At 58.6% G+C, this 19,410-nt stretch carries 18 protein-coding genes and 4 pseudogenes; 16 read left to right on the top strand and 6 right to left on the bottom strand.

Annotated elements, in window-relative coordinates; all coding sequences use genetic code 11:
• Positions 1–697: 697 nt before the first annotated feature.
• On the top strand, positions 698–1,969 hold the full coding sequence (locus AC1MLZ_RS21205) for a nucleotide sugar dehydrogenase (protein WP_480961952.1): 1,272 nt from the start codon (positions 698–700) through the stop codon (positions 1,967–1,969).
• Positions 1,970–2,159: 190 nt separating this feature from the next.
• Here the strand turns inward: AC1MLZ_RS21205 and AC1MLZ_RS21200 are convergent, their stop codons facing one another.
• Positions 2,160–2,633 (bottom strand): hypothetical protein, encoded by a 474-nt coding sequence (locus AC1MLZ_RS21200; protein WP_480961951.1) that lies wholly within the window; start codon positions 2,631–2,633, stop codon positions 2,160–2,162.
• Positions 2,634–3,031: 398 nt separating this feature from the next.
• Positions 3,032–3,322 carry a hypothetical protein gene (locus AC1MLZ_RS21195; protein ID WP_480961950.1) on the bottom strand — a complete coding sequence of 97 codons (291 nt, stop codon included), beginning with the start codon at positions 3,320–3,322 and terminating at the stop codon, positions 3,032–3,034.
• A gap of 466 nt (positions 3,323–3,788) precedes the next feature.
• Here AC1MLZ_RS21195 and AC1MLZ_RS21190 point away from each other — a divergent pair, with 466 nt between their 5' ends.
• Complete coding sequence (locus AC1MLZ_RS21190; RefSeq protein ID WP_480961949.1) at positions 3,789–4,025, top strand: Arm DNA-binding domain-containing protein; 237 nt, start codon at positions 3,789–3,791, stop codon at positions 4,023–4,025.
• A gap of 22 nt (positions 4,026–4,047) precedes the next feature.
• Here AC1MLZ_RS21190 and AC1MLZ_RS21185 read toward each other — a convergent pair.
• Positions 4,048–4,137 (bottom strand): annotated as a pseudogene (locus AC1MLZ_RS21185) (hypothetical protein); the annotation flags it as partial.
• Between the two features lie 83 nt (positions 4,138–4,220).
• Between AC1MLZ_RS21185 and AC1MLZ_RS21180 the strand changes: the two are divergent.
• The 3 genes from AC1MLZ_RS21180 to AC1MLZ_RS21170 all read left to right on the top strand — a co-directional run bounded on the left by AC1MLZ_RS21180 (position 4,221) and on the right by AC1MLZ_RS21170 (position 6,527).
• Positions 4,221–4,460 carry a hypothetical protein gene (locus AC1MLZ_RS21180; RefSeq protein ID WP_480961948.1) on the top strand — a complete coding sequence of 80 codons (240 nt, stop codon included), beginning with the start codon at positions 4,221–4,223 and terminating at the stop codon, positions 4,458–4,460.
• Between the two features lie 11 nt (positions 4,461–4,471).
• Positions 4,472–5,215, top strand: coding sequence for an IS21-like element helper ATPase IstB (gene istB / locus AC1MLZ_RS21175; protein ID WP_480961947.1), 744 nt, complete (start codon positions 4,472–4,474; stop codon positions 5,213–5,215).
• 313 nt (positions 5,216–5,528) lie between these two features.
• Positions 5,529–6,527 carry an NAD-dependent epimerase/dehydratase family protein gene (locus tag AC1MLZ_RS21170; RefSeq protein ID WP_480961946.1) on the top strand — a complete coding sequence of 333 codons (999 nt, stop codon included), beginning with the start codon at positions 5,529–5,531 and terminating at the stop codon, positions 6,525–6,527.
• A 799-nt stretch (positions 6,528–7,326) separates the two neighbouring features.
• Here the strand turns inward: AC1MLZ_RS21170 and AC1MLZ_RS21165 are convergent.
• A pseudogene (locus tag AC1MLZ_RS21165) lies at positions 7,327–7,524 on the bottom strand (IS66 family transposase); the annotation flags it as partial.
• Between the two features lie 175 nt (positions 7,525–7,699).
• Positions 7,700–7,979: pseudogene (locus tag AC1MLZ_RS21160) on the bottom strand (IS66 family transposase); the annotation flags it as partial.
• 83 nt (positions 7,980–8,062) lie between these two features.
• Here AC1MLZ_RS21160 and tnpC point away from each other — a divergent pair.
• From tnpC to AC1MLZ_RS21105, 11 genes and pseudogenes are all read left to right on the top strand, one after another.
• A complete protein-coding gene (gene tnpC / locus AC1MLZ_RS21155; protein WP_480961945.1) occupies positions 8,063–8,746 on the top strand; it encodes an IS66 family transposase in 684 nt (227 codons plus the stop codon).
• Positions 8,747–8,940: 194 nt separating this feature from the next.
• A complete protein-coding gene (locus tag AC1MLZ_RS21150; RefSeq protein WP_480961944.1) occupies positions 8,941–10,011 on the top strand; it encodes an IS630 family transposase in 1,071 nt (356 codons plus the stop codon).
• 30 nt (positions 10,012–10,041) lie between these two features.
• Positions 10,042–10,491 (top strand): UPF0149 family protein, encoded by a 450-nt coding sequence (locus tag AC1MLZ_RS21145; protein WP_480962122.1) that lies wholly within the window; start codon positions 10,042–10,044, stop codon positions 10,489–10,491.
• 897 nt (positions 10,492–11,388) lie between these two features.
• Positions 11,389–11,833: pseudogene (locus tag AC1MLZ_RS21140) on the top strand (transposase); the annotation flags it as partial.
• An 84-nt stretch (positions 11,834–11,917) separates the two neighbouring features.
• A protein-coding gene (locus AC1MLZ_RS21135; RefSeq protein WP_480961943.1) for an IS3 family transposase occupies positions 11,918–13,050 on the top strand; the annotation gives its coding sequence in 2 pieces (ribosomal slippage) (positions 11,918–12,128 and positions 12,128–13,050; 1,134 coding nt in all).
• Between the two features lie 139 nt (positions 13,051–13,189).
• Complete coding sequence (locus AC1MLZ_RS21130) at positions 13,190–13,441, top strand: DUF2934 domain-containing protein (RefSeq protein WP_480961942.1); 252 nt, start codon at positions 13,190–13,192, stop codon at positions 13,439–13,441.
• A 251-nt stretch (positions 13,442–13,692) separates the two neighbouring features.
• Positions 13,693–13,932, top strand: a complete 240-nt coding sequence (locus tag AC1MLZ_RS21125; protein WP_480961941.1) for a hypothetical protein — start codon at positions 13,693–13,695, stop codon at positions 13,930–13,932.
• Positions 13,925–14,902, top strand: coding sequence for a sensor domain-containing diguanylate cyclase (locus AC1MLZ_RS21120; RefSeq protein ID WP_480961940.1), 978 nt, complete (start codon positions 13,925–13,927; stop codon positions 14,900–14,902). Before AC1MLZ_RS21125 ends, AC1MLZ_RS21120 begins: the two co-directional genes overlap by 8 nt.
• A gap of 419 nt (positions 14,903–15,321) precedes the next feature.
• On the top strand, positions 15,322–15,969 hold the full coding sequence (locus AC1MLZ_RS21115; protein ID WP_480961939.1) for a hypothetical protein: 648 nt from the start codon (positions 15,322–15,324) through the stop codon (positions 15,967–15,969).
• 98 nt (positions 15,970–16,067) lie between these two features.
• Complete coding sequence (locus tag AC1MLZ_RS21110; RefSeq protein ID WP_480961938.1) at positions 16,068–17,060, top strand: GGDEF domain-containing protein; 993 nt, start codon at positions 16,068–16,070, stop codon at positions 17,058–17,060.
• 712 nt (positions 17,061–17,772) lie between these two features.
• Positions 17,773–18,510, top strand: coding sequence for an N-acetylmuramoyl-L-alanine amidase family protein (locus AC1MLZ_RS21105; RefSeq protein ID WP_480961937.1), 738 nt, complete (start codon positions 17,773–17,775; stop codon positions 18,508–18,510).
• Positions 18,511–18,943: 433 nt separating this feature from the next.
• Here the strand turns inward: AC1MLZ_RS21105 and AC1MLZ_RS21100 are convergent, their stop codons facing one another.
• Positions 18,944–19,114, bottom strand: coding sequence for a hypothetical protein (locus AC1MLZ_RS21100; RefSeq protein WP_480961936.1), 171 nt, complete (start codon positions 19,112–19,114; stop codon positions 18,944–18,946).
• Positions 19,115–19,410 lie beyond the last annotated feature (296 nt).

Below are 19,410 nucleotides of genomic sequence, written 5' to 3'. Positions count from 1 at the left end.
CACAGCCTGATAGGATGATCAGACGCGCCAGCGACATAATGCTTTTGCAGAAATATTGCATGTTATCTGCCTACGCCTTCGCCACCGCATAGTCCTGCATAAGCAACTTTTCAGGTACGCGCCACGCTTCGGCAATCTTGCGGATCACGGAGAGGGTTAGCCACAATGACGCGCTAATATCTCCGTCGCCCGCGACTGCCCGATTGGCGCCGCGAGTTCGGCGTCGGGGTAGCTGCTCATCTTCATCACCGCCTTGGTCGTGGGTACGGGATCCAGCGGTTCAATTGCCAGCGCCGGCTTTCGTACGTCTCGACCAACGTCGTCAGCACGTCAAGCCGATCGCCAACCTCGGTGCCAGCGGGAGACGAGTGACACGCTCATACCGGACAAATACGTCTCCTGGACGATCTGCACATTTTCCACTGCCCCCGGCATTGAACACCAGAAAGGACCTTGCTTTTATTGTAACGCCTGGTCGTACCATCAGTCAGGTGCCGCACTCTTATCTAAGAGCCGAGCCCTTTCGAGTCATTTAGGGGCCACCCCACGCAATATGATGGAAGGCGACACACAATAACGGGGTAGACGCCCCCGACTGCATGGATGTGCATATTGAGGTGTTGAATCGCGCCTGCGGCAACCTGTCATTAAAGCGTTACCGGTAAAAGACCGATGAGGTATAACCGCGGGACTGAACATGATCGCAAACACACGCATTGTAGTAATCGGACTTGGCTATGTCGGATTGCCGCTCGCGATTGCCTTAGCCAAATCGTTCGAGACGTGGGGGCTCGATGTGGACGCGGGTCGCATCGCCGAATTAAGCCGCGGGTATGACCGCACACGCGAAATCGATCTGGACCGCCTAGCTGCGTCGAGCCTTCGCCTGACAACTGATCCCGCAAGCTGCCCCGATGCAGACTTTTATATCGTTACCGTGCCGACACCGGTCGATGCCGATAATCGTCCAGACCTGTCGATAGTCATGGCCGCGACACGAACCGTAGGCGCCATGCTCAAAGCCGATCGACGATCGATCGTCGTTTATGAGAGCACTGTCTATCCAGGTGTGACCGAAGAGATATGCGGCCTTGAACTTGAACGGGTCAGCAAGCTGACTTGTGGTAACGACTTCTTCCTCGGCTATTCACCCGAACGCATCAATCCCGGCGACCGCGAACACACCATCGACAGAATTACCAAAGTCGTGTCAGGCCAGACGCCCGAGGTGCTCGAGGCGATCGCCGATCTATACGGAAAGGTGACGAGCGGGGGCGTGTTCCGCGCAGCCTCGATTAAAGCAGCGGAAGCGGCGAAGGTGATCGAGAACGCACAGCGCGATATCAACATCGCATTCGTCAATGAGATTACGCAGATATTTGCGAAGATGGACTTGTCGGTCTGGGACGTACTAGCGGCGGCCAGCACCAAGTGGAATTTTCTGAAGTTCGAACCGGGGCTTGTCGGAGGCCACTGCATCGGCGTGGATCCCTATTATCTCGCGCACCGGGCGACCGAACTGGGCTGCGAGCCGCGGATCATCTTGGCAGGCCGGGACATGAACGACGGCATGGCGACCTGGGTGGCGAAGGACGTCCATAACTGGCACGCTGCCGGCCCGGGCCGCGTACTCATCCTTGGCCTTGCGTTTAAGCAGGACGTGCCTGACCTGCGCAACTCCAAGGTTGCAGACTTGATCGCTGAGTTCTGCGATCTTGGCCACCGCGTCGATGTTCACGATCCTATCGTTTCGGCGCAAGAGGCGCTGCATGAATATGGACTGGAGATGGTGTCCGAACCGGATGCCGAATACGATCTTATCGTGCTGGCGGTACCACACTGTGTCTTGATCCATAACTTCGGCCATTTTGCTGGAATGTTAGTTAAGGGCGGCGGGATCGTTGACCTGAAAAACGTGCTAAGGTCATCTGGACAGCTTCCAGTCGGTTCGAAGTTGTGGACGATGTAAGACTTAATGCACATGTAATAAAGCGCAATGCGGAGGCCTAAAGCCTACGCGCATCATTCTAACATTCTGTTGTGGCAGATTGGGGTAATTGCTCACGAGGGTGCCCTAAAGCGGGGTACATCGCTTGCTAAAGACCGCAGAAAAGCGTCACTACGGCGGAGGGTGTCTCCGCGGCATTGCGACTTTTGAACTAGTATTGGCGAGCCTGTGCAATGATCATTAGGTTCCCATCTTGAAATTTCGACCTTGAGGTCACGATCGGGTCCGTTTTGAGATCAGTGACGGTCGCGTTGACCCCCTCCTTCGCTTCGACAAGGATCATCTCGATCGGCTGCTCGATGCGGTAAACGTCTATCATTCGGTAGACGGAGGTCCGGCTCACCTCCAGCAGCGAGGCGGTCGCTTTCAAGTTATAATTGCAGTGTTCTAGGGCCGATAAAACCGCTTCTCGTTTGGCATAGGCAATGGTTCCTTTCCGCTCCCACGCTTTGGTTCGTCTATTAAATGTTGGGTTGGCATCGCGGGCACACTCGCCTTGACAGGCTAGTACGACGGCGCGGTTTAGATGGACGCAACGGCAGTTAAGGTCGGGGGATGAGGTAGCAGCGTCCAGCTCGGAAAGCGTCAGTCGCTCGTAAGCAGTTGTTTTTGGCGTATCGCGCATATCAGGGACATCCATGACGGGGCGACAATAGCGGAGTTGTGGCGTGAACCGATCAATAGGCACTGTATTGTGCCGACCGTTTCAAGCCGAGTCGCCGTAAGCTCGTGCCAAATTACTCCTGATTCGGTTCTACCGATATTATCCTAGATCAACACCGGTCTGCGATTGTAACGAACATACATTTGAGCTTGATATAGCTGATTTAGAGCAAGTGTTGAGAGTGTCGACCTCGCAGAACTCCCTGCGAAGCTTAAGCGACGCAATGGCTCGTTATCGTTGTACATTGCGAAAATGCTCTCGCCGCTATTCACGGGGTATAACGCGGTAAAACCGGGGCATCGATACCGAACGACGCCGGGGAAAACCGCAGATCAATACCGCCGACCCGAGTTAGTTCGTCACTCCGGGTGGGTGACAATCTCAGTACCATCATCAAGTTGAAACGGCATTTCCTCCGCGTCTGAGTGAGGCTCCGGTGTAACGACGATCCCTAAAAGCGCGGACTCGCGAAGGTATACGGTCGCGCCTGCAGTCGTTTGGAGCTCGAAAAGGCGGCCGACGCTCTTCGCTTCCATTACCACGACAGGTTCGGTGCTGCCCAGCACGATGGCAGAGACGCCGCATCCTCGTGAGAGCCCGTCCATCAACTTCTCGATCAGGCGGTCCGCGGCGTCATCGATTTCGGTCATGTCGTTCCTCTCGATCCTCGAGCCCTGGAACTAGCACAAGGTGGCGTGCACCTACTAACACTGCGGCGGAGGGTTTCTCCGCCGAACCATTCAGCTTGAACGCAACTTTTGCCGGCAGGGCAGTCGCGTCTTGCCGGATAGAAAGCCGTAGATCCAAGCGCCTCTGAGATTCGGGGCCAAGCGGTCATCGTAAGGACATTGCGCCACGCTGCCGTCAGCCGTCTGACTGGCATTCAGTCCGTCCTCGAAGCTGCACTCCATCATTCGTTCAATGCCCTTTGAGGTGAAGCGCACCCCGAGTGTTCGTTCGCTGCTCATGACGGGCAACCGAATAAAACAAATAAGCTTAACAATTATACACTTACATCATCGGAGACCGAAAATGCTGACCAACGCCGCGGTCAAAGCCGCGCGGCCGCGCGCGGCCGCATAAAAGCTGTTCGACCAGGGCGGCCTGCACCTCTACGTGGCGCCGACCGGCCGGAAGTCTTTCCGGATCAAATTCCGCTTTGTCGGGAAGGAGCTGCTGCTGACGATCGGCGCCGTTCCCGAAGTGTCGCTCGATGCTGCCCGGGTCCGGTGCGACCAAGTGCGCGAGCTGCTCGGCCGCGGCGAGGATCCGCGGACTTGCGAAATTGCACAAGTTGGCAAGGCTCATGCTTTCGCTGACGTCGCGCGCCAGTGCCACACGCATAGATGTTGACCAGCTGCGCCTGCAGCATGTCGAGGCGATCGGCGGTCGATCGCAGCTCGGTCGCCACGCCGTACGTCCCGTCGGAGGGCTTGTGGATCATCATCACCGCATTCTCGGCCATGATGATCTCGTCGCCGGCCATTGCGATGATGCTCGCGATCTGCGCAGATCGGGCCCGAGACCGAAGGACTGGTCATCGCCATCATGGCGCGTCGTTCGTACCCCGAGCAGGGCTTCCGCACCTGCATGGGCGTTCTGCAGCTCTACAAAACACTCGACAAGAGCCGCGCCGAAAGCGTGTCGGCCTATGCGCTCGCGGTCGGCGGGCTGAACTCGAAAAGCGTCGCCTCGATCCTGTCCCACAGCCTTGATCTCGCCGTGTCCGCAGAAGGCGACGGCGTCGACAGCCACGCCAACGTGCGTGGCCCGCTCTATTTTCAATGAAAGGACGTCGTATGCTGCTCCATCCTACGCTTGACCTGCTCAACACACTCGGCCTGACAGGCATGGCCAAGGGCCTGCAGGATCTGGAAAGCCAACCCGAGGCCCGGTCGCTCGACCATGCCGAATGGCTCGGCCTGCTGCTCGACCAGGAACTAACGGTGCGCCGCCAGAAGCGCTTTGAAAGCCGCGCCCGAGCGGCCCATCTACGCCACGACGCCAGCATCGAGGACGTCGACTACCACGCGGCCCGCGGCCTCGACCGCAGTCTCTTCCTCAAGCTTGGATCATGCGACTGGATCCGCGCAAATCGCAATGTGCTGATCACCGGGCCTTGCGGCGTGGGCAAGAGCTTCCTCGCCTGCGCGCTTGGCCAGAAGGCCTGCCGTGATGATCTCTCAGTCGTTTATCATCGCGCGTCCCAGCTGTTTGCCATGCTGACGCTCGGCAGAAGCGATGGCCGCTATCCCAAGATGCTGCGCGCGCTGTCGCGCGCCGATCTGCTCATCATCGACGACTGGGGACCAGAAACGCTCAGCGCCGATCGCCGCCGAGACCTGCTCGAGATTGTCGAAGATCGCTACGACCGTGGCTCCATCCTCATCACCAGCCAGATCCCCGTGGACCGCTGGTACGAGATCATCGGAAATCCCACACTCGCTGACGCGATCTTGGACCGCGTCGTCCACAACGCCTACCGCATCGATCTCACCGGCGAGAGCCTTCGCAAACGACGCGCTTCCGCACTCGACGCTTGACCTGACCGACGTATCGCGAGACCTACCATTACGACCTGTATAGCCGCCTCAAATGGCCGACATCAGATCGGAACGCTGGCCGGCTTCGCCGGAATACGCACCACAAACTGATGAAATCGTTTAATTCAATTTTCGGTTGGGCTCTAAGAGCGCGATCCTGTCAGGTCATCTTAGGCGCCACCTAATGCCGGATAATTTTTATCGCAAAAGCCGGGTTATCTCTCTTATAGCGCTGAGCGGTCACGTGCGACGTCGAAGCCACTGATGGGCGGGATAGTTCTTCCCAAGGCCCGCCTGATCCAGGAGAAACCTTATGCGCGTTCTCGTTACCGGCGCAGCCGGGTTCATCGGCTTTAGCGTCAGCCGCCACCTGCTTGCATGCGGCCATACCGTGCTCGGCATCGACAGCCTGAACGATTATTATGATGTCGCTCTAAAGCACGCACGACTGTCAGAACTTAGTAAATTAGGCGACGGCTTCGCATTCAAACAGATTGATTTCTCTGATCATGTCGCGCTCGACGCTGCATTGAATGGTGAGCCGTTCGACCGGATCGTGCATCTTGGTGCACAAGCTGGCGTACGGTACTCAATTGAGAATCCACGCGCCTATCTGCAGGCGAACCTTGCCGGGCATCTTAACATAATCGAGGTTGCGCGTAACCGGCAGGTCGAGCACCTCGTATACGCATCATCCTCATCGGTTTATGGTGGCAACGAAACACTGCCGTTCCGTGTGGAGGACCGTGTTGACCAGCCACTGTCGCTCTATGCCGCCACCAAGAAGGCGGATGAGCTGATGAGCGAGACTTATGCGCATCTCTATCGCATGCCGCAGACTGGCCTACGCTTCTTTACCGTTTATGGCCCGTGGGGGCGTCCGGACATGGCGATGTGGCTGTTTACCAAAGCGATCCTCGACGGGCGGCCGATCAACGTGTTCGGCGAGGGTCGGATGCGGCGCGACTTTACCTATATCGACGATATTGTTGTCGGCATTGTAGCCTGCCTTAATAATCCGCCCGCCGATGACGGCACTGTCAAAGCAGGCGGCAGCATAAGCCCACACCGCATCTACAATATCGGCAACAGCCGTTCGGAGGATCTTGGGGAGATGATCTCACTGATTGAACAGGCATGCGGCCGGCGCGCCGAGCGCCGCCTCCTGCCGATGCAGCCCGGCGACGTGCGCGACACCTTTGCCGACATCGGGGCGATCCAGCGCGATCTCGACTTTGAACCGCGCACTACCATCGCTGAAGGCGTACCGCGTTTTGTACAATGGTATCGTGACTACCACGGCAACAAGTAACCTATACGAGCGACGGGCATTATACCGATCGGGCAGGAGCGCCCGCCATGAACCCGGCGATGAACGTCGTGAGAACCCATAGAGGATGTCGCATTGCCGCCCAGCTTCGCGTCGGCACGGCACGGTACGGTACGGTACGGTCGCGGTGCTGGCAGTTTCGGCTTGAGCAAGTGCTGTCTCTGCATCCTCGAGACTTAACGACTTAATTACAGCTGGTCATGATCGACCGGTCGCCTGCGCTATGAGGCTTATGGCGGGCTACGGCGTACAGCTCTGGCCGATTCTTCTGGGTAGGAGCGGCACGCTATAGTTGTTGTAATCAACGCCGAAGCGTATGCATCCGGTGAGCGCCCTCGAGGTTAGCGCAGATGATGCTATCGGCGGTGGAGCTTGGTTTCATCGATGATGTATCGGAGCTTCTCGAAGCCTTCATCGATGACGGCGGAAGCCAGAGCCAATCCTCGTCGCCGAAATTGTCGTCGATGATCTGGATGGCGCATCTTCGGAAAACATGCTGATGGCCGCGTCGGAAACGGTGTCCTCGGTCTCGCCCAACAGTCAGCAGCGTGTCGCAGGGTGAGACGCTGCTTGTCGCAGGCATGGCTAAGCGGCATGCGCGAAGGCTTCAGGACGCTGCTGTCAAGCTTTCCACTCCCACGGCAACAGCTCGTAAAGTCGGGTCTGTGGATGGTCCGAAAACTACGCGATAACGTCGCTGAGTTAGGCATGAGGGTCAACATCGTTGAGGCGGCATGTCTAAATCAGCGTGTACATGGCGGCCGCACGGTCACCGCCGCGGTCAGAGCCGCAGAAAGTCCAGTTCCGGCGCCCGACGGCAACGGTACGGGTCTCGTAGTTCGGCTGCGTTGTTGTTGGTTATGCAGATCCGGCCATCCTGGACGAAGCGGGCAATGCTGGCCCAGCGTGACAGCATGTAGTTGATGGCCTTAGCCAGATCGCCCTTGCGCGACAGGCGGCCATATTGCTGGCGCAGGAACTGCTCGAGGGTCGGCGACGTGGACTTGTCGCAAGGCGAGCCGTTCGCGTGCGTTCCGACCCAAAATCACGCGTCCGGCAGCGGAGATTGCGTCCATGCGGGTAACGACGTCGACCGCAAGAGGCGTCCGGCTCAGGCGAACCTCCTTGAAGAGCGGGCGACGGGCATGTGCCTAGCAAGCTGCCTCCAGGGCGGGTCCTGGTTTGCGGCCTGCGGTGTAGACCGCGTCATAGCCGCTATAGGCGTCAGCTTGCAGGATGCCGGCATACCGAGCGAGCTGCTGCTGCGGATGGGCTCCTGTGCGGTCGCGCGTGTAGAAATAGCAGGCGGCAGGTGGGGGGGGTGCCGCCAAAGGGGCGGTCTTGGCGAACAGATGCTCAAATCCTGCCGGAGATGGTCTCGCCGGCTGCCATGAACGGCACGGTCGTATCGTCATGGTGGATGTGCTCACCGGCTAGCACTACTTTGGCAGAGTTGGTCATCGGCTGTCGCCAGCGGCTTATGGCAGTGCGTGGGTGGCGGTCTTGCCAGCCGGTCAATGATCGCCAGGCAGCAGCTCGAGCATTATGCCGGCATCCTGCAGGTCGATGGCTATGCGGTCTACAAGGCGCTGGCCAAGGGCAAGCCGATGGTGCTCGCCTTCTGTCTGGCTCATGCCTGGCGCAGGTTCGTCGAGGCGCACAAGAAGACCGGCTCCCAGCTTGCCCTCGACGTCATCGCCCGGATTACCGCCATCTACCGCGTCGAAGCCGACGCGCGGGGCAAGAGCGCCGACGAGCGACGCACGCTTCGCCAGGAGCACAGCAAACCGCGGATGGCGGGTCTGAAGGCGTTGTTTGATTTCACGATGCCGCAGCTGTCGACCAACTCGCCCGTCTTCAAGGCGATGACGTACATGCTCGGCCATTGGAGCGGGCTGACGCGCTTTCGCGATGACGGGCGTATCGAGGTGGATACCAACACGGTCGAGCGCTCGATGAGGAGCGTTGCCCAAGGACGGCGCTCGAGCCTGTTCGCCGGCAGCGGAAGCGGCGCCCGCACTTGGGCGATCCTAGCGTCTCTCCTACAGACCGCTCGGCTTAACGGCCTGGACCCTTACACTTGGCTCGACGACGTCCTCGAGCGCATCGTGTCGGGCAGCGTGAAGAACCACGAACTCGACCAGCTTCTCGCCTGGAACTGGGCACCGGCGAGCGACAGACCTGCGAGGTTGGCGGCATGAACACCAGTCGGCGCTTCATGCGCCCGCCCAGGCCAAGGGCGCGCACCTTTACGCCGGAGCAGCTGGAAGACTGGTTGGATAGCCTCGACCCACCCGCCGCGGGTGTATCGATGATTGACGGCTATCTCGCAGTTCTAGTGCACTGACCCACTCGAGTGATTCACAATTGGGCTGCGGCGTGCGAGTCTAGGCGGATGTCCCAGACTGTATGCGTGATCGTGAATCCTGAAGACGTGGCTCGGTTAGAGGCGATCGTCGCCGATCGGAACCGAGCGCTAAAGCACATCCAGCGCGCCAGGATTGTCCTGACCTCGTCCGAGCGCCTGACCGTGCAGGCGGTGGCGCGGCGGACCGGTACCAGTCGACCAGCAGTCTGGCGCTGGCAGGCCCGCTTTGCCGCACAAGGTGTGGATGGATTGCTGCGCGACAAGACACGCCCGCCCGGCACAGCGCCGCTTTCCACAGCTGTGGTTGCCAAGGTTCTGGCACTGACCTGTGCTGAGCCGCCAGGGGAGGCCACGCATTGGACCGGACGGGCCATGGCGAAGGTGATGAGCGTGTCCCTGAGCACGATCCAGCGGATCTGGACTGCCAACCGGCTTCAGCTGCACCGCATCCGGACATTCAAGCGCTCGAGGGATCCGGCTTTTGCCGCCAAGGTAGAAGACGTCGTGGGCCTATACATGCACCCGCCGGCTCACGCCTTGGTGCTCTCGATCGACGAGAAGTCCCAGGTCCAGGCGCTCGATCGCACCCAGCCGGGTCTGCCGCTCAAGCCCGGCAAATGCGGCACCATGACCCACGACTACAAGCGACATGGGACCACGACCCTGTTTGCCGCCCTCAACATCCTCGATGGCGCGGTGATCGGCCGCTGCATGCAGCAGCACCGCCATCAGGAGTTCATTCGCTTCCTCAACACCATCGAACGTGAAGTTCCCGCCGGGAAGGACATCCACGCTATCATGGACAATTACGGCACCCACAAGCACCCCAAGGTCAAAGCCTGGCTCGGCCGCCATCCGCGGTGGACCTTCCACTTCACACCGACATCGGCCTCCTGGCTCAATGCCGTTGAAGGCTTTTTCTCAATCCTCACTCGACAGCGGCTGCGGCGCGGCGCCTTCAGCGGCATCGTTGATCTACAGGCTGCCATCAAACGCTACCTCAAGGAACACAACGCCGACCCCAAGCCCTTCGTCTGGACCAAGCCCGCTGCTGAAATCTTCGATAAACTCGCTAGGCTGCCTGCACCTTCTGTCTGACTCGGTGCACTAGTCGTTTCCCCGCAGTTCATCCCTCCGGAAGACTGGCTGCCGACGATTGTCAACGACCGGATCGTATGGGCACTGGAAGGCACCGTCGAGGCGACCGTCAGGAACACCCTGTTTCAACAATACAACAAGATCAGCTCGACCCTGACGGGCGGCACTCAACGGTATGCGCCGATCTACATGCGCACTGACGATGGCGAAGTCCTGCTGGAGGAGTTTGCCAACGGGTTTTACTTCGGCATGCAACTCGCCATCGACGCGTGGCTGCCGTTCCTCCGGGATCCGGAAATTGGGCTCGCGATAGTAGCCATTCTTGGCTATCGCCTGAAGGAGTCCAGTACCGACGAGCGCATCGTCACCGTCGAAGCGCAAACCGCTGAGCTCCTCGCCGAGTCCTGGCGAATCGCCCCCGAACTGGTCGAGATGCTCCACCTGAAGCTCGCCGGTTCTCGCAACATCGAGATCCGCTGACGCCGCCCCCCGTGCCGCTAGCCTAGCGACCAGGTGGGGCGCTCACATCGGTTACGAAAAGAAAGCCGAGGGCGAGAAAGGCGATCTACAAGCTAATGACCGAGTGCAGTCGTGAGCGGCCTGTCTCGTCGACAGGCAGCGCTGCGGTTCGGTGCTAGCGCCGCAAGCCGTCCAGTGGCAGCAGCTCGCAAACCAGCGTCGCTGTCGCAGGCGGGAAATCAACGTTCGATAAGGGTCGAAGCACATGCCGGGTTTCGGGGGTAGACTGCTAAGTTAGGTGTCAGAGGTATGCGACCACCGGTAGGCGTTCCGATGACGGCGAGCACGCCGACCAACGCGCCGAGATAAGCATGATCGGATTGAAAGCGCCACGTGCGGATAATGCCCCACCTTCAGCAAGGTTCGACGCGGCTGCGTCACCAACGCGAACCGCGGCCGAGACGACCGTATCCTCGACCGTAAGACGCGTAGGCGGCGATCCAGGTACCGATGGTCCCAGGCAGGGGAATAGTTTCATGGTTTTCGTCTTTTTCGGCAGGTTGTAAGATTCAGCCGGAAGAGTGTTAACTTGAGGCAATGAAATTCAATTCGAGTGGACTTAGAGAAACAGTGATTTTGCGGAGTCACCGGGATGGCGGACCAAAGGTTTCGACAGCAAGCCGAGGAGTATCGTGCCAAGGCAATGCATGCTCGAACTGAAACCGATAGGACTTGGGCGTCGCTATGCGCCTGCATATTGGAAGAACAGGCAATTCTTATTGAAAAGACCGGGAGATGTCCGGAGGTTCCTTTACCGGACCGGCCAAGTATTTACCTCTAAGAGCCCGACCGAAAATTGAGTTGAGCAATTTCAGTAGTTTGTGATTCACCGGGGGTTGCGAAGACCACGAGGATCACATGGGCTGGACTGAACCGCTCGGCGCGAGCATGACAGAAGCGGGCTGCGCTATGCAAGCGACTGCACGGATGAAGAATGGGCTGTCGTCAGGCCATTATTGAGGCGAACCTCCAGGGTGGGACGCCCGCGCAAGCACAAGGCGCGGACCCTGTGGGATGCAATCCAATATATCGCATCGAGAGGGTGCCAATGGGCGCAACTGCCCAAGGATTTCCCGCCCTCACAACGGTGCAGTATCATTTCTACCGGATGCGCGACAACGGCCTGCTTGATGTCATCAACGCGGTGCTGGTGGCATGGGTGTGGGTATCGGAAGGTCGCGAGCCGGCGCCAACGGCAGGCATCATTGATAGCCAGTCGGTGAAGACAACCGAGGCGGGTGGGCCTCGCGGATACGACGCTGGCAAGAAGATAAAGGGGTGCAAGCGCCACGTCGTGACCGACCTGACCTTGCCCCTGCCTGACGTCTCCCTTGGCTGATAGGACTCGATCAGCAGAGGGATATTTGCATGAAGGACGGAGTGAGGGTTGGTGCGGGGCGGAGAGACGCTAGCGTCAGCGGCGCGGACGCTGGGCGTGTCTGCGCAATCGCTGGATAACTGGGTAAAAGCAGAGGCCGCAGGTCGTCTCCGGGACGTTCGGGGCAAGGATCTGACCGCCGAACAGATGGAGATTGCGCGACTGAAGGCGGAGCTGTCGCGGGTGCGCATGGAGCGCGACATCTTAAAAAAAGCGACGGCGTACTTCGCGAGGGAGTCGCGGTGAGGTACGCCTTTATCGAGCGACATCGCGATATCTGGCCTATCGTAGTCCAGTGCCGCGTCTTGCAGGTTAGCGCCAGCGGCTATCACCAGCACCGATTACACCAAGCCGCAGATGGCGGGCTGAACCAGCCAAACCGCCGGCTCAGCGACACGGCATTGGCGGTTCACATCAAAGCGGTCTTCACCGAGATGAAGGGGGCCTATGGCTGGCCCAGGATATGGCGTCAGCTTGCCACGCGCGGCATCCGGGCGGGCAAGGAGCGCGTTCGCAGAATGATGAAGGCCTGCGGCCTGCGCGCCCGTGGCAAGCGGCGGTTCAAGGCAACCACGAACAGCGCACATGATCTGCCGGTGGCGCCGAACCTGCTGGCGCGTAACTTCACCGTAGATGCGCCAAACGAGGTATGGACGGGCGATATCACCTACATCTGGACCGAAGGGGGCTGGCTTTACCTTGCCGTGGTGATCGACCTGTTCAACCGGCAGGTGGTCGGCTTTGCGATGGGCGAGCGCATGACACGGACGCTGGTAATGGATGCGTTGCGCATGGCCTGGTTTCGGCGCCATCCCGCGCCGGGCCTGATCTTCCATTCCGATCGCGGCAGCCAATATGCTAGCAACGATTACCGGAAGCTCGTTGCTGCGTTCAAAATGACCAGCTCGATGAGCCGCAAAGGCGATTGCTGGGACAACGCCGTGACCGAGACACTGTTCGGCTCGCTAAAGGTCGAGCGGCTCCATGGCATGCGCTTCGACACGCGGCGCCTGGCCAAGGACGAGGTGATGGATTGGATCGCCTTCTACAACCATCGACGGCTTCATTCGACGCTGGGTTATACCAGTCCGATGGCCTTCGAACAGAAATGGCTTGCCCGGCAAATTAGCTTGGCAGCATAGTCTCCACGTCAAGGGAGACGTGTGACGGGGGCAAGGTCATCAAGCTAAAGCATTGCAAGCCGCCGCTCATGGACAGTTGGTTGCGGACGACGAACTCGCAAGCCTGATCGCGCAGATGCACCAAAGCCGGGGAGGGCGCATGGAACCCCTCGACGACACGGTAAGCAGCAACTCTGAGACTAAGCTCGGTCTTGAACAATCCGTGCGTGAGCGTGCGTACGCGCTGTGGGACGAAGAAGGGTGGCCGGAAGGGCAAACCGACGAGTACTGGCACCGGGCGCTCGATCAGCATCTCCGCGAGCGGGCCTACGTCCTGTGGCAGCAAGGTGGAAGTGTCGAAGGCGGGGCCGGAGAAGACTGGGATCAAACGCGCGAGTTCCAGTCCCGCTAAGGTGACTTGCGGCGCGATAAAGCAGGCCGCGCTGATCGCGGCTCTGCTAAAGATCGCCCTGACTCATCCGGTCCGGCTCGAGAACGATCATTCGGGGGCGTATTTCTATCGCGACCGACGGTGCTAGCGTCGTCGTCGCTCAGCTCGGTCATGCCGTAAACGAGTAAACGGCGACTCTAGAGGATCGGATCCAGTAATTTTAACCTTTGCAACCTAGATTAAGCCCCGATGGCCGTAGCAAAGGATAATCTGTGCGCATCGACCAACTTGATCCGACGCCGCGCGGCGCCGAGCCCCTAGAGATTCCGTCGGAGTTGCTGGAAAGCGTGATACGGCATCAGGCCCACTTGGCGGCTCTCGTCGCAAGCATGCGGGCCGCGGGACTCGAGGAGGACATGGTGGACATCAGTGTTCGCACGCTAATAGACAGCTATGCCGACGAACTGACGATCGCAATTCGCGGCATGGTAAAGGGGCAGCGCGATGGATGACAGTCAGCTGCACGACGATGACGCGCGGATGGCAGCGCTACGCCGTTTGGACGTGCTCGACACCGCTATTGAAGAACCGTTTGAAAAGATTGTGACACTGGTGCGTACGGTGCTCGCCGTGCCAATTGCAACGGTGACGCTCGTCGACCGCGATCGTCAATGGTTCAAGGCGAGTCGCGGCCTCCCTCGGCAGGAGACCCCTCGCTCAATTTCGTTCTGCACGCACACCATCCAGCAGCGTGAACCGCTGATCGTTGAGGATGCGCACCTTGACCCCCGCTTCGCGACCAGTCCGCTCGTCGTCAGTCCGCCGCATATTCGCAGTTATGCTGGCATCCCACTGCGGACGCCTGAAGGGTATAACGTCGGAGCGCTGTGCGCGATGGACACCCGCGCCCGTCAGTTCAGCCCTGCCGAAATTGCGTTACTGAAAAACTTCGCAAATATCGTTTGTGACGAGCTCGAACTTCGGCTGATTGCTCGAACCGACCATCTCACCGGCGCATTGTCGCGGCGCGGCTTTGTCGAACAGGCGGAGCGCGAGATTGCGCGGTTCCGCCGATACGACCGGCCCAGCTCCCTTGTGATGCTCGACGTCGATCGCTTCAAATCCGTTAACGACACCTACGGCCACGGCACGGGGGATCTTGTACTGCAGCAGATCGCCAAGATCGCTGAGAAGATGCTGCGGCCGAGTGACGTGTTCGGTCGACTTGGTGGCGAAGAATTTGCAATGCTGCTTCCCGAAACCGGTGCCAGCGAAGCGGTGACAGTCGCGGAGCGGTTGCGCCAAGCAATCGCCGACCACCCGATGAGCCTCCCGGGGGGCGGCAACCTGAACGTTACCGTCAGCTGCGGTGTTGCGGTGCTTAACTCGACGCTCGGCTCGTTCCAAGCTTGGTTCGACTGCGCTGACCTGATGCTGTATGCCGCAAAATTGGGCGGTAGGAACTGTTCGCGGCTCGCGTAGCGCCGTTGCGGCTGCGCCTTCTACCGGGCGGGCAGCATCTTGCGTAACTTCCACGACTGGGGTGCCGGCCGATCCTGTTCTCCACAGGTATAGCGCAGGTCGACTTTTCGGCTTTTCCCAAGCCAAAGCGCTTTCACTAGGAAGCGGCCGATCGGCGGTCTTCTGCCAAACTGGGAAGCGGCTGGGTGCTGCCGCCGGGACACAGGATATCGGCTCATAAGTATATGTAAAATATCGACTATTCCCGGTGCGTCACTAGCCTTCGTAATGCGGGGGTCACAGGTTCGAGTCCTGTAAGCGGCACCACCCTTCTTTAAGTTACATAACGTTGGTTAGCAGTATGCTTCCTACAGGAGGCGGTCTAGCTAGGCTATTCGTTTGGGTCCTACGTGGGGCGCTTTGGGTAGGAAGTCGTGGCTATGCTTCGTTTGATCTGTGTCTCTGCCTTGGCTGGACTGTTGGCAGTGGCCCCCGCATCGTCCCAAACCGGGCTCGTACCCGATCGGCAGCTTCTCGTGGGCCAGTACCACTTTGAAGAGGAGGGCATCGCGGTCGATGTCAGCCTGAACGCCGACAGCACCGCGGTCTACAGCGTCGGGGGCAGTGTGGGCATCCGCGCGGAGGGCACCTGGGACGTGCGAGACGACAGGATTCACATTTTCAACAAGCCTGGACCGGTCAAGCTGGCGCTGGCGGGGGCACCCACGCGTGACCCAAGTGTCGCCTTGCGTGTCGTTGCGCAGTTACCGGACGGTTCGCCTGCTGAAGGCCTTGCGGTGACGTGGCCCAACGCCGCCGGGTTGTTCTACATGAACGACGGCAAGAACGAGACCAAGCTGGAAGAGGGACCGGTCACCGGGGAGGTGAGCATCGAGCGGGAAGCCGACAGCAAGGGGCTGGCGACGTTCGTCATGAAAGCCGGTGGACCGAACAGCTACCGCTTCACCTATCAACCGAGCAACGTTGAGCCGTTCGACTTCCAGGCAAGGGCCTTGGACGCGAAGGCGGATATGCTGGAGGTCGAACTTGGCAGTGCGTCGGCGACGCTAAAACGCGTTCGAGACTGAAGGTGGCGTGCTCTTGTTGTATCGATCCGCCCGGCACGGGTTTGCCATGCTTTGCAAAGGAAATTTCGTTCAGGAAGGTAGTCTATTTTTAAGAACTGATGCTTAAGGCGGTTGAAACAACGCGGGTACGGGCATTGATAAAGAAAGACAGTATCGGCGAGCGAGCAATTCGGTTTCTTGACGCACAAAAGCTTGATCATGCTCCGGAACATTACGCATTTGCCTACCAATACCTTTCGGGTGTCGACCGAGTATTCTCCGAAGCTGTCGATCGCGAGATTGAAGGGGGCGTACGGTTGCGGCAGGAGGCGGTACGCGCGCTAATGCCACAGAGCAAGTGGCCCTTCGCTGGTGGAATGTTCGATCAGCTGACAACCCAGTTGCTCGAGCTGCTGACTAAGGTTGCCTCAGCCACCAACGGGCTGAACCAAGACCTGACGCGGACCGCAGCGAAGCTGGTGTCGGCCGAACCGCAACAGGTCCGCAAGCTCGTTATCTTCATGATCGAACGCACGGCTGAGGCCGAAACCTCGCTGTCAGCAGCCTTGCAACAAGCGCAGGTGTTACGCGACACGCTGAATGGCGTGAACGAAGAGGTAGGCCGCGATCCGCTAACCGGTCTGCCGGGATACGAGTCGATGGTGCAGCGATTGGGAGCAAGCATTGCGGCGGTCGGCAATTGCTCCATCGCAATCATCGATGTCGATCAGTTAGGTGCCGTTCCATCGCATGGCCCTGAAATGAGCGAACGCGTTTTGAAAGCAGCGGCAATGACGCTGAAGGATGCGTGTTCACCCTATCAGGTTGGGCGATGGGGCGATGCTTCGTTCATGATGCTGATCGACGATCCCGACCTCACGACGGGCATTGCGAAACTAGAGCTTGCCTGTGCCAACATGGGTGCGCGGCAGTTGAAGCTACGTGAGAATAACGAGCTACTGGGACAGGTCACGCTATCGGCCGGCGTGGCGACGACGCGAGGGCGGTCGGCGAAAGACGCGACCAAAGCAGCGATGCGGCTTTCCCGGAAGGCCCAGCGACAGGGCGGAAACCACGTCTTGGCCGAAGCACAGTTAATTGTAGTCACATAGACAGCCGGCTGATCTAGCTTTCAAAATAAACGATATCCTAAATGTAACAGATGGCAGAAGAATCAGCGGAATTGCGCATAGAAGGTATTTAAATTCGACCTGTAATACCTTTACTCGCCATGTCGCGCTTTGGGCTAACTAGTTTGCGATGGATTGTGATCTCCCTTCTATCGACGTGGAGCTGGTTCTGGAGCTCACGCGGATGTTGAACGAAAAAAACCGACTTTTGGTTTTGATCGGAACCAAGGTCATATCGGAACCCAGTGGCGCGAGGACGTTGAACCGTGAGTGATGGTGATGATGAGCCTGCCCCCAATAAAGATCTGGCAGAGTGCAGTATCGAAGATCGAGCACGCTACTTTCTGCGATTGAGCCAATGGGCGGGATCGAATGTGCCGATAGATCCATCGGAGATAAAGTTCCTGACTGGCCCTCACAGAAACGATGAGTAAATCCGAGGCGATGGGACAATCATATTGATCGCGGTCGAACTGCGATGACGGAAAGCGGCGACACCCTATTTGTGGCGTTTCCACAAGGAAACGGCGGCGGCTCGGGCTGAGCAATCTTTCCGACGGGTGCGCGTTTGGGCCCTGCTTCGGGCGCTTTGGGTAGGTAACCAACTCCGCCTAGTTATCCTGTATTCCAACCCTCGGCACAGCGAACGCCGGCGTGGAGCACTGCTGCATCCAAAGTCCGCGCCAACGACGTGATGGCCTTCGGCATTCTAGTTAGCTATTCGTCGCGGATGGTGTTTTTAGCTGCTCTTGCCTTATCAGTTGGTCAGTGCGTGGTTCCGCGCAAGTCGTCGGACTTTGTAGTGGTAATAGATGCCGGCCACGGAGGTAGGGACGTTGGAGCGCCTGCAGTAATACCGCGCAGATATGAAAAGCAGGTGACCCTCGCGATCGCAACCGCCTTGTCGAACCAGCTTAGCCTTCGGAAGGGTTTGGCGGTCGTAATGACGAGGGCCACGGATCGCAACCTCACACTAGTACAGCGGCGGCAGATCATCGGGTCCTGCTCACCAAACCTCGTCATCTCCATCCACGCCGACAGCGGTCCAAGTTCTGCGCGTGGTCCTTCGGTCTATGTCTTGAACGATGCAGGCGAAGCTGTTGTTGTCAGCCGTTTGATGCGTTCGGCCCAGTCTACCTATCACGACGATGATACTGCTTTTATTTTGGCCAACCTGCGTCAGCGGGGGTCGATGAATTTTGCTATCGAACTGGCCGTGAAGATTCGGTCGGCGCTTGGCGGGGGAGATGGAAAGCCGAGGGCTATAAAGACCGCCAACTTCGCATTGCTCAAGGCGCCGGGGGTCCCCTCTATTTTAGTCGAGACCGGCTATGTCACCAACCGGCTTGATGCAGAAAAGCTCTTCGATCCAAACCAGCAGGCGAGAATAGCGAATGCGATCGCCGCATCTATTGTTCCGATCGGACGTTGATTGAGCGACTGCCGACCCATTCTTCGAGCACACGTCGGATGCGCCCGTCTGGCGCCTATCATTTTGACATCACGCGCCAAACGCATAGAAATAAATTACTCAAATTGTAAAAATCTGCCGATAAAATGATTTAGCGCCCAAACCAGTTTATAGTTAATTCGTTTTGGATCGGTATTATTCGACATCTTTCGGAGCGAAGGCGATGTCGGGACAGCGGTATCATGAGCAAGCGGACGAGTTTAGATCAAAGGCATCACGAGCCAGGTCGGACGATTATCGTCGATGGGCTATGTATTGTGCCGAACTACTGAAAGCTCAAGCTGAGATGTACGACTTGTATGGGCGATGTCCGGAGGTCGATCTGCCTGCCCAGCCGTCGGCTGAAAGATAGCTACTGAAAGTGGCGGCACCCGACAGTCAACGGCCTTCAACCTCAGCCATTGTTTTTCTCGGGAACAGCACGCAACGCAGTCGCTGTTCTCAGCACGCTGTGGAGATGCGCTCCCACGAGCGGTTGTTCGCCATCGTCGGCGACGGCCAGTGCCTCACCGATGACGGCAATCAGCCGTTCCAAGTGTTGCGCCGTCGTCTCGCCGCCAATCATTGATTCAAGTCTTTGATCATCTTGGCATATCCGGCAGCGCGAGCCAAATGCGCGATACGGGCCGAGATATCGTCGCAAGCTTTAGCCTGTTCTCGGGCCCGTTCTTCGTTACGAACTAAGTTTGTGAGATCGCTCGAACCAGACATGTTGATGCTCCCATCAAGCGGGAGCGCTCCAGCGTCTCTCAGTCGCCGCCGTGCTTTTGGCGAATCGCGGCGATGATTTGTGATAGTACGTTGCCGCTTCTAACGATACTGAAATGCAGAAGTATTGCCGGTAAACCTCTGCTACTTGTT

The organism is Sphingomonas sp. PEI4, assembly GCF_056679955.1.
This window is presented reverse-complemented; position numbering and strand designations above follow the sequence as displayed.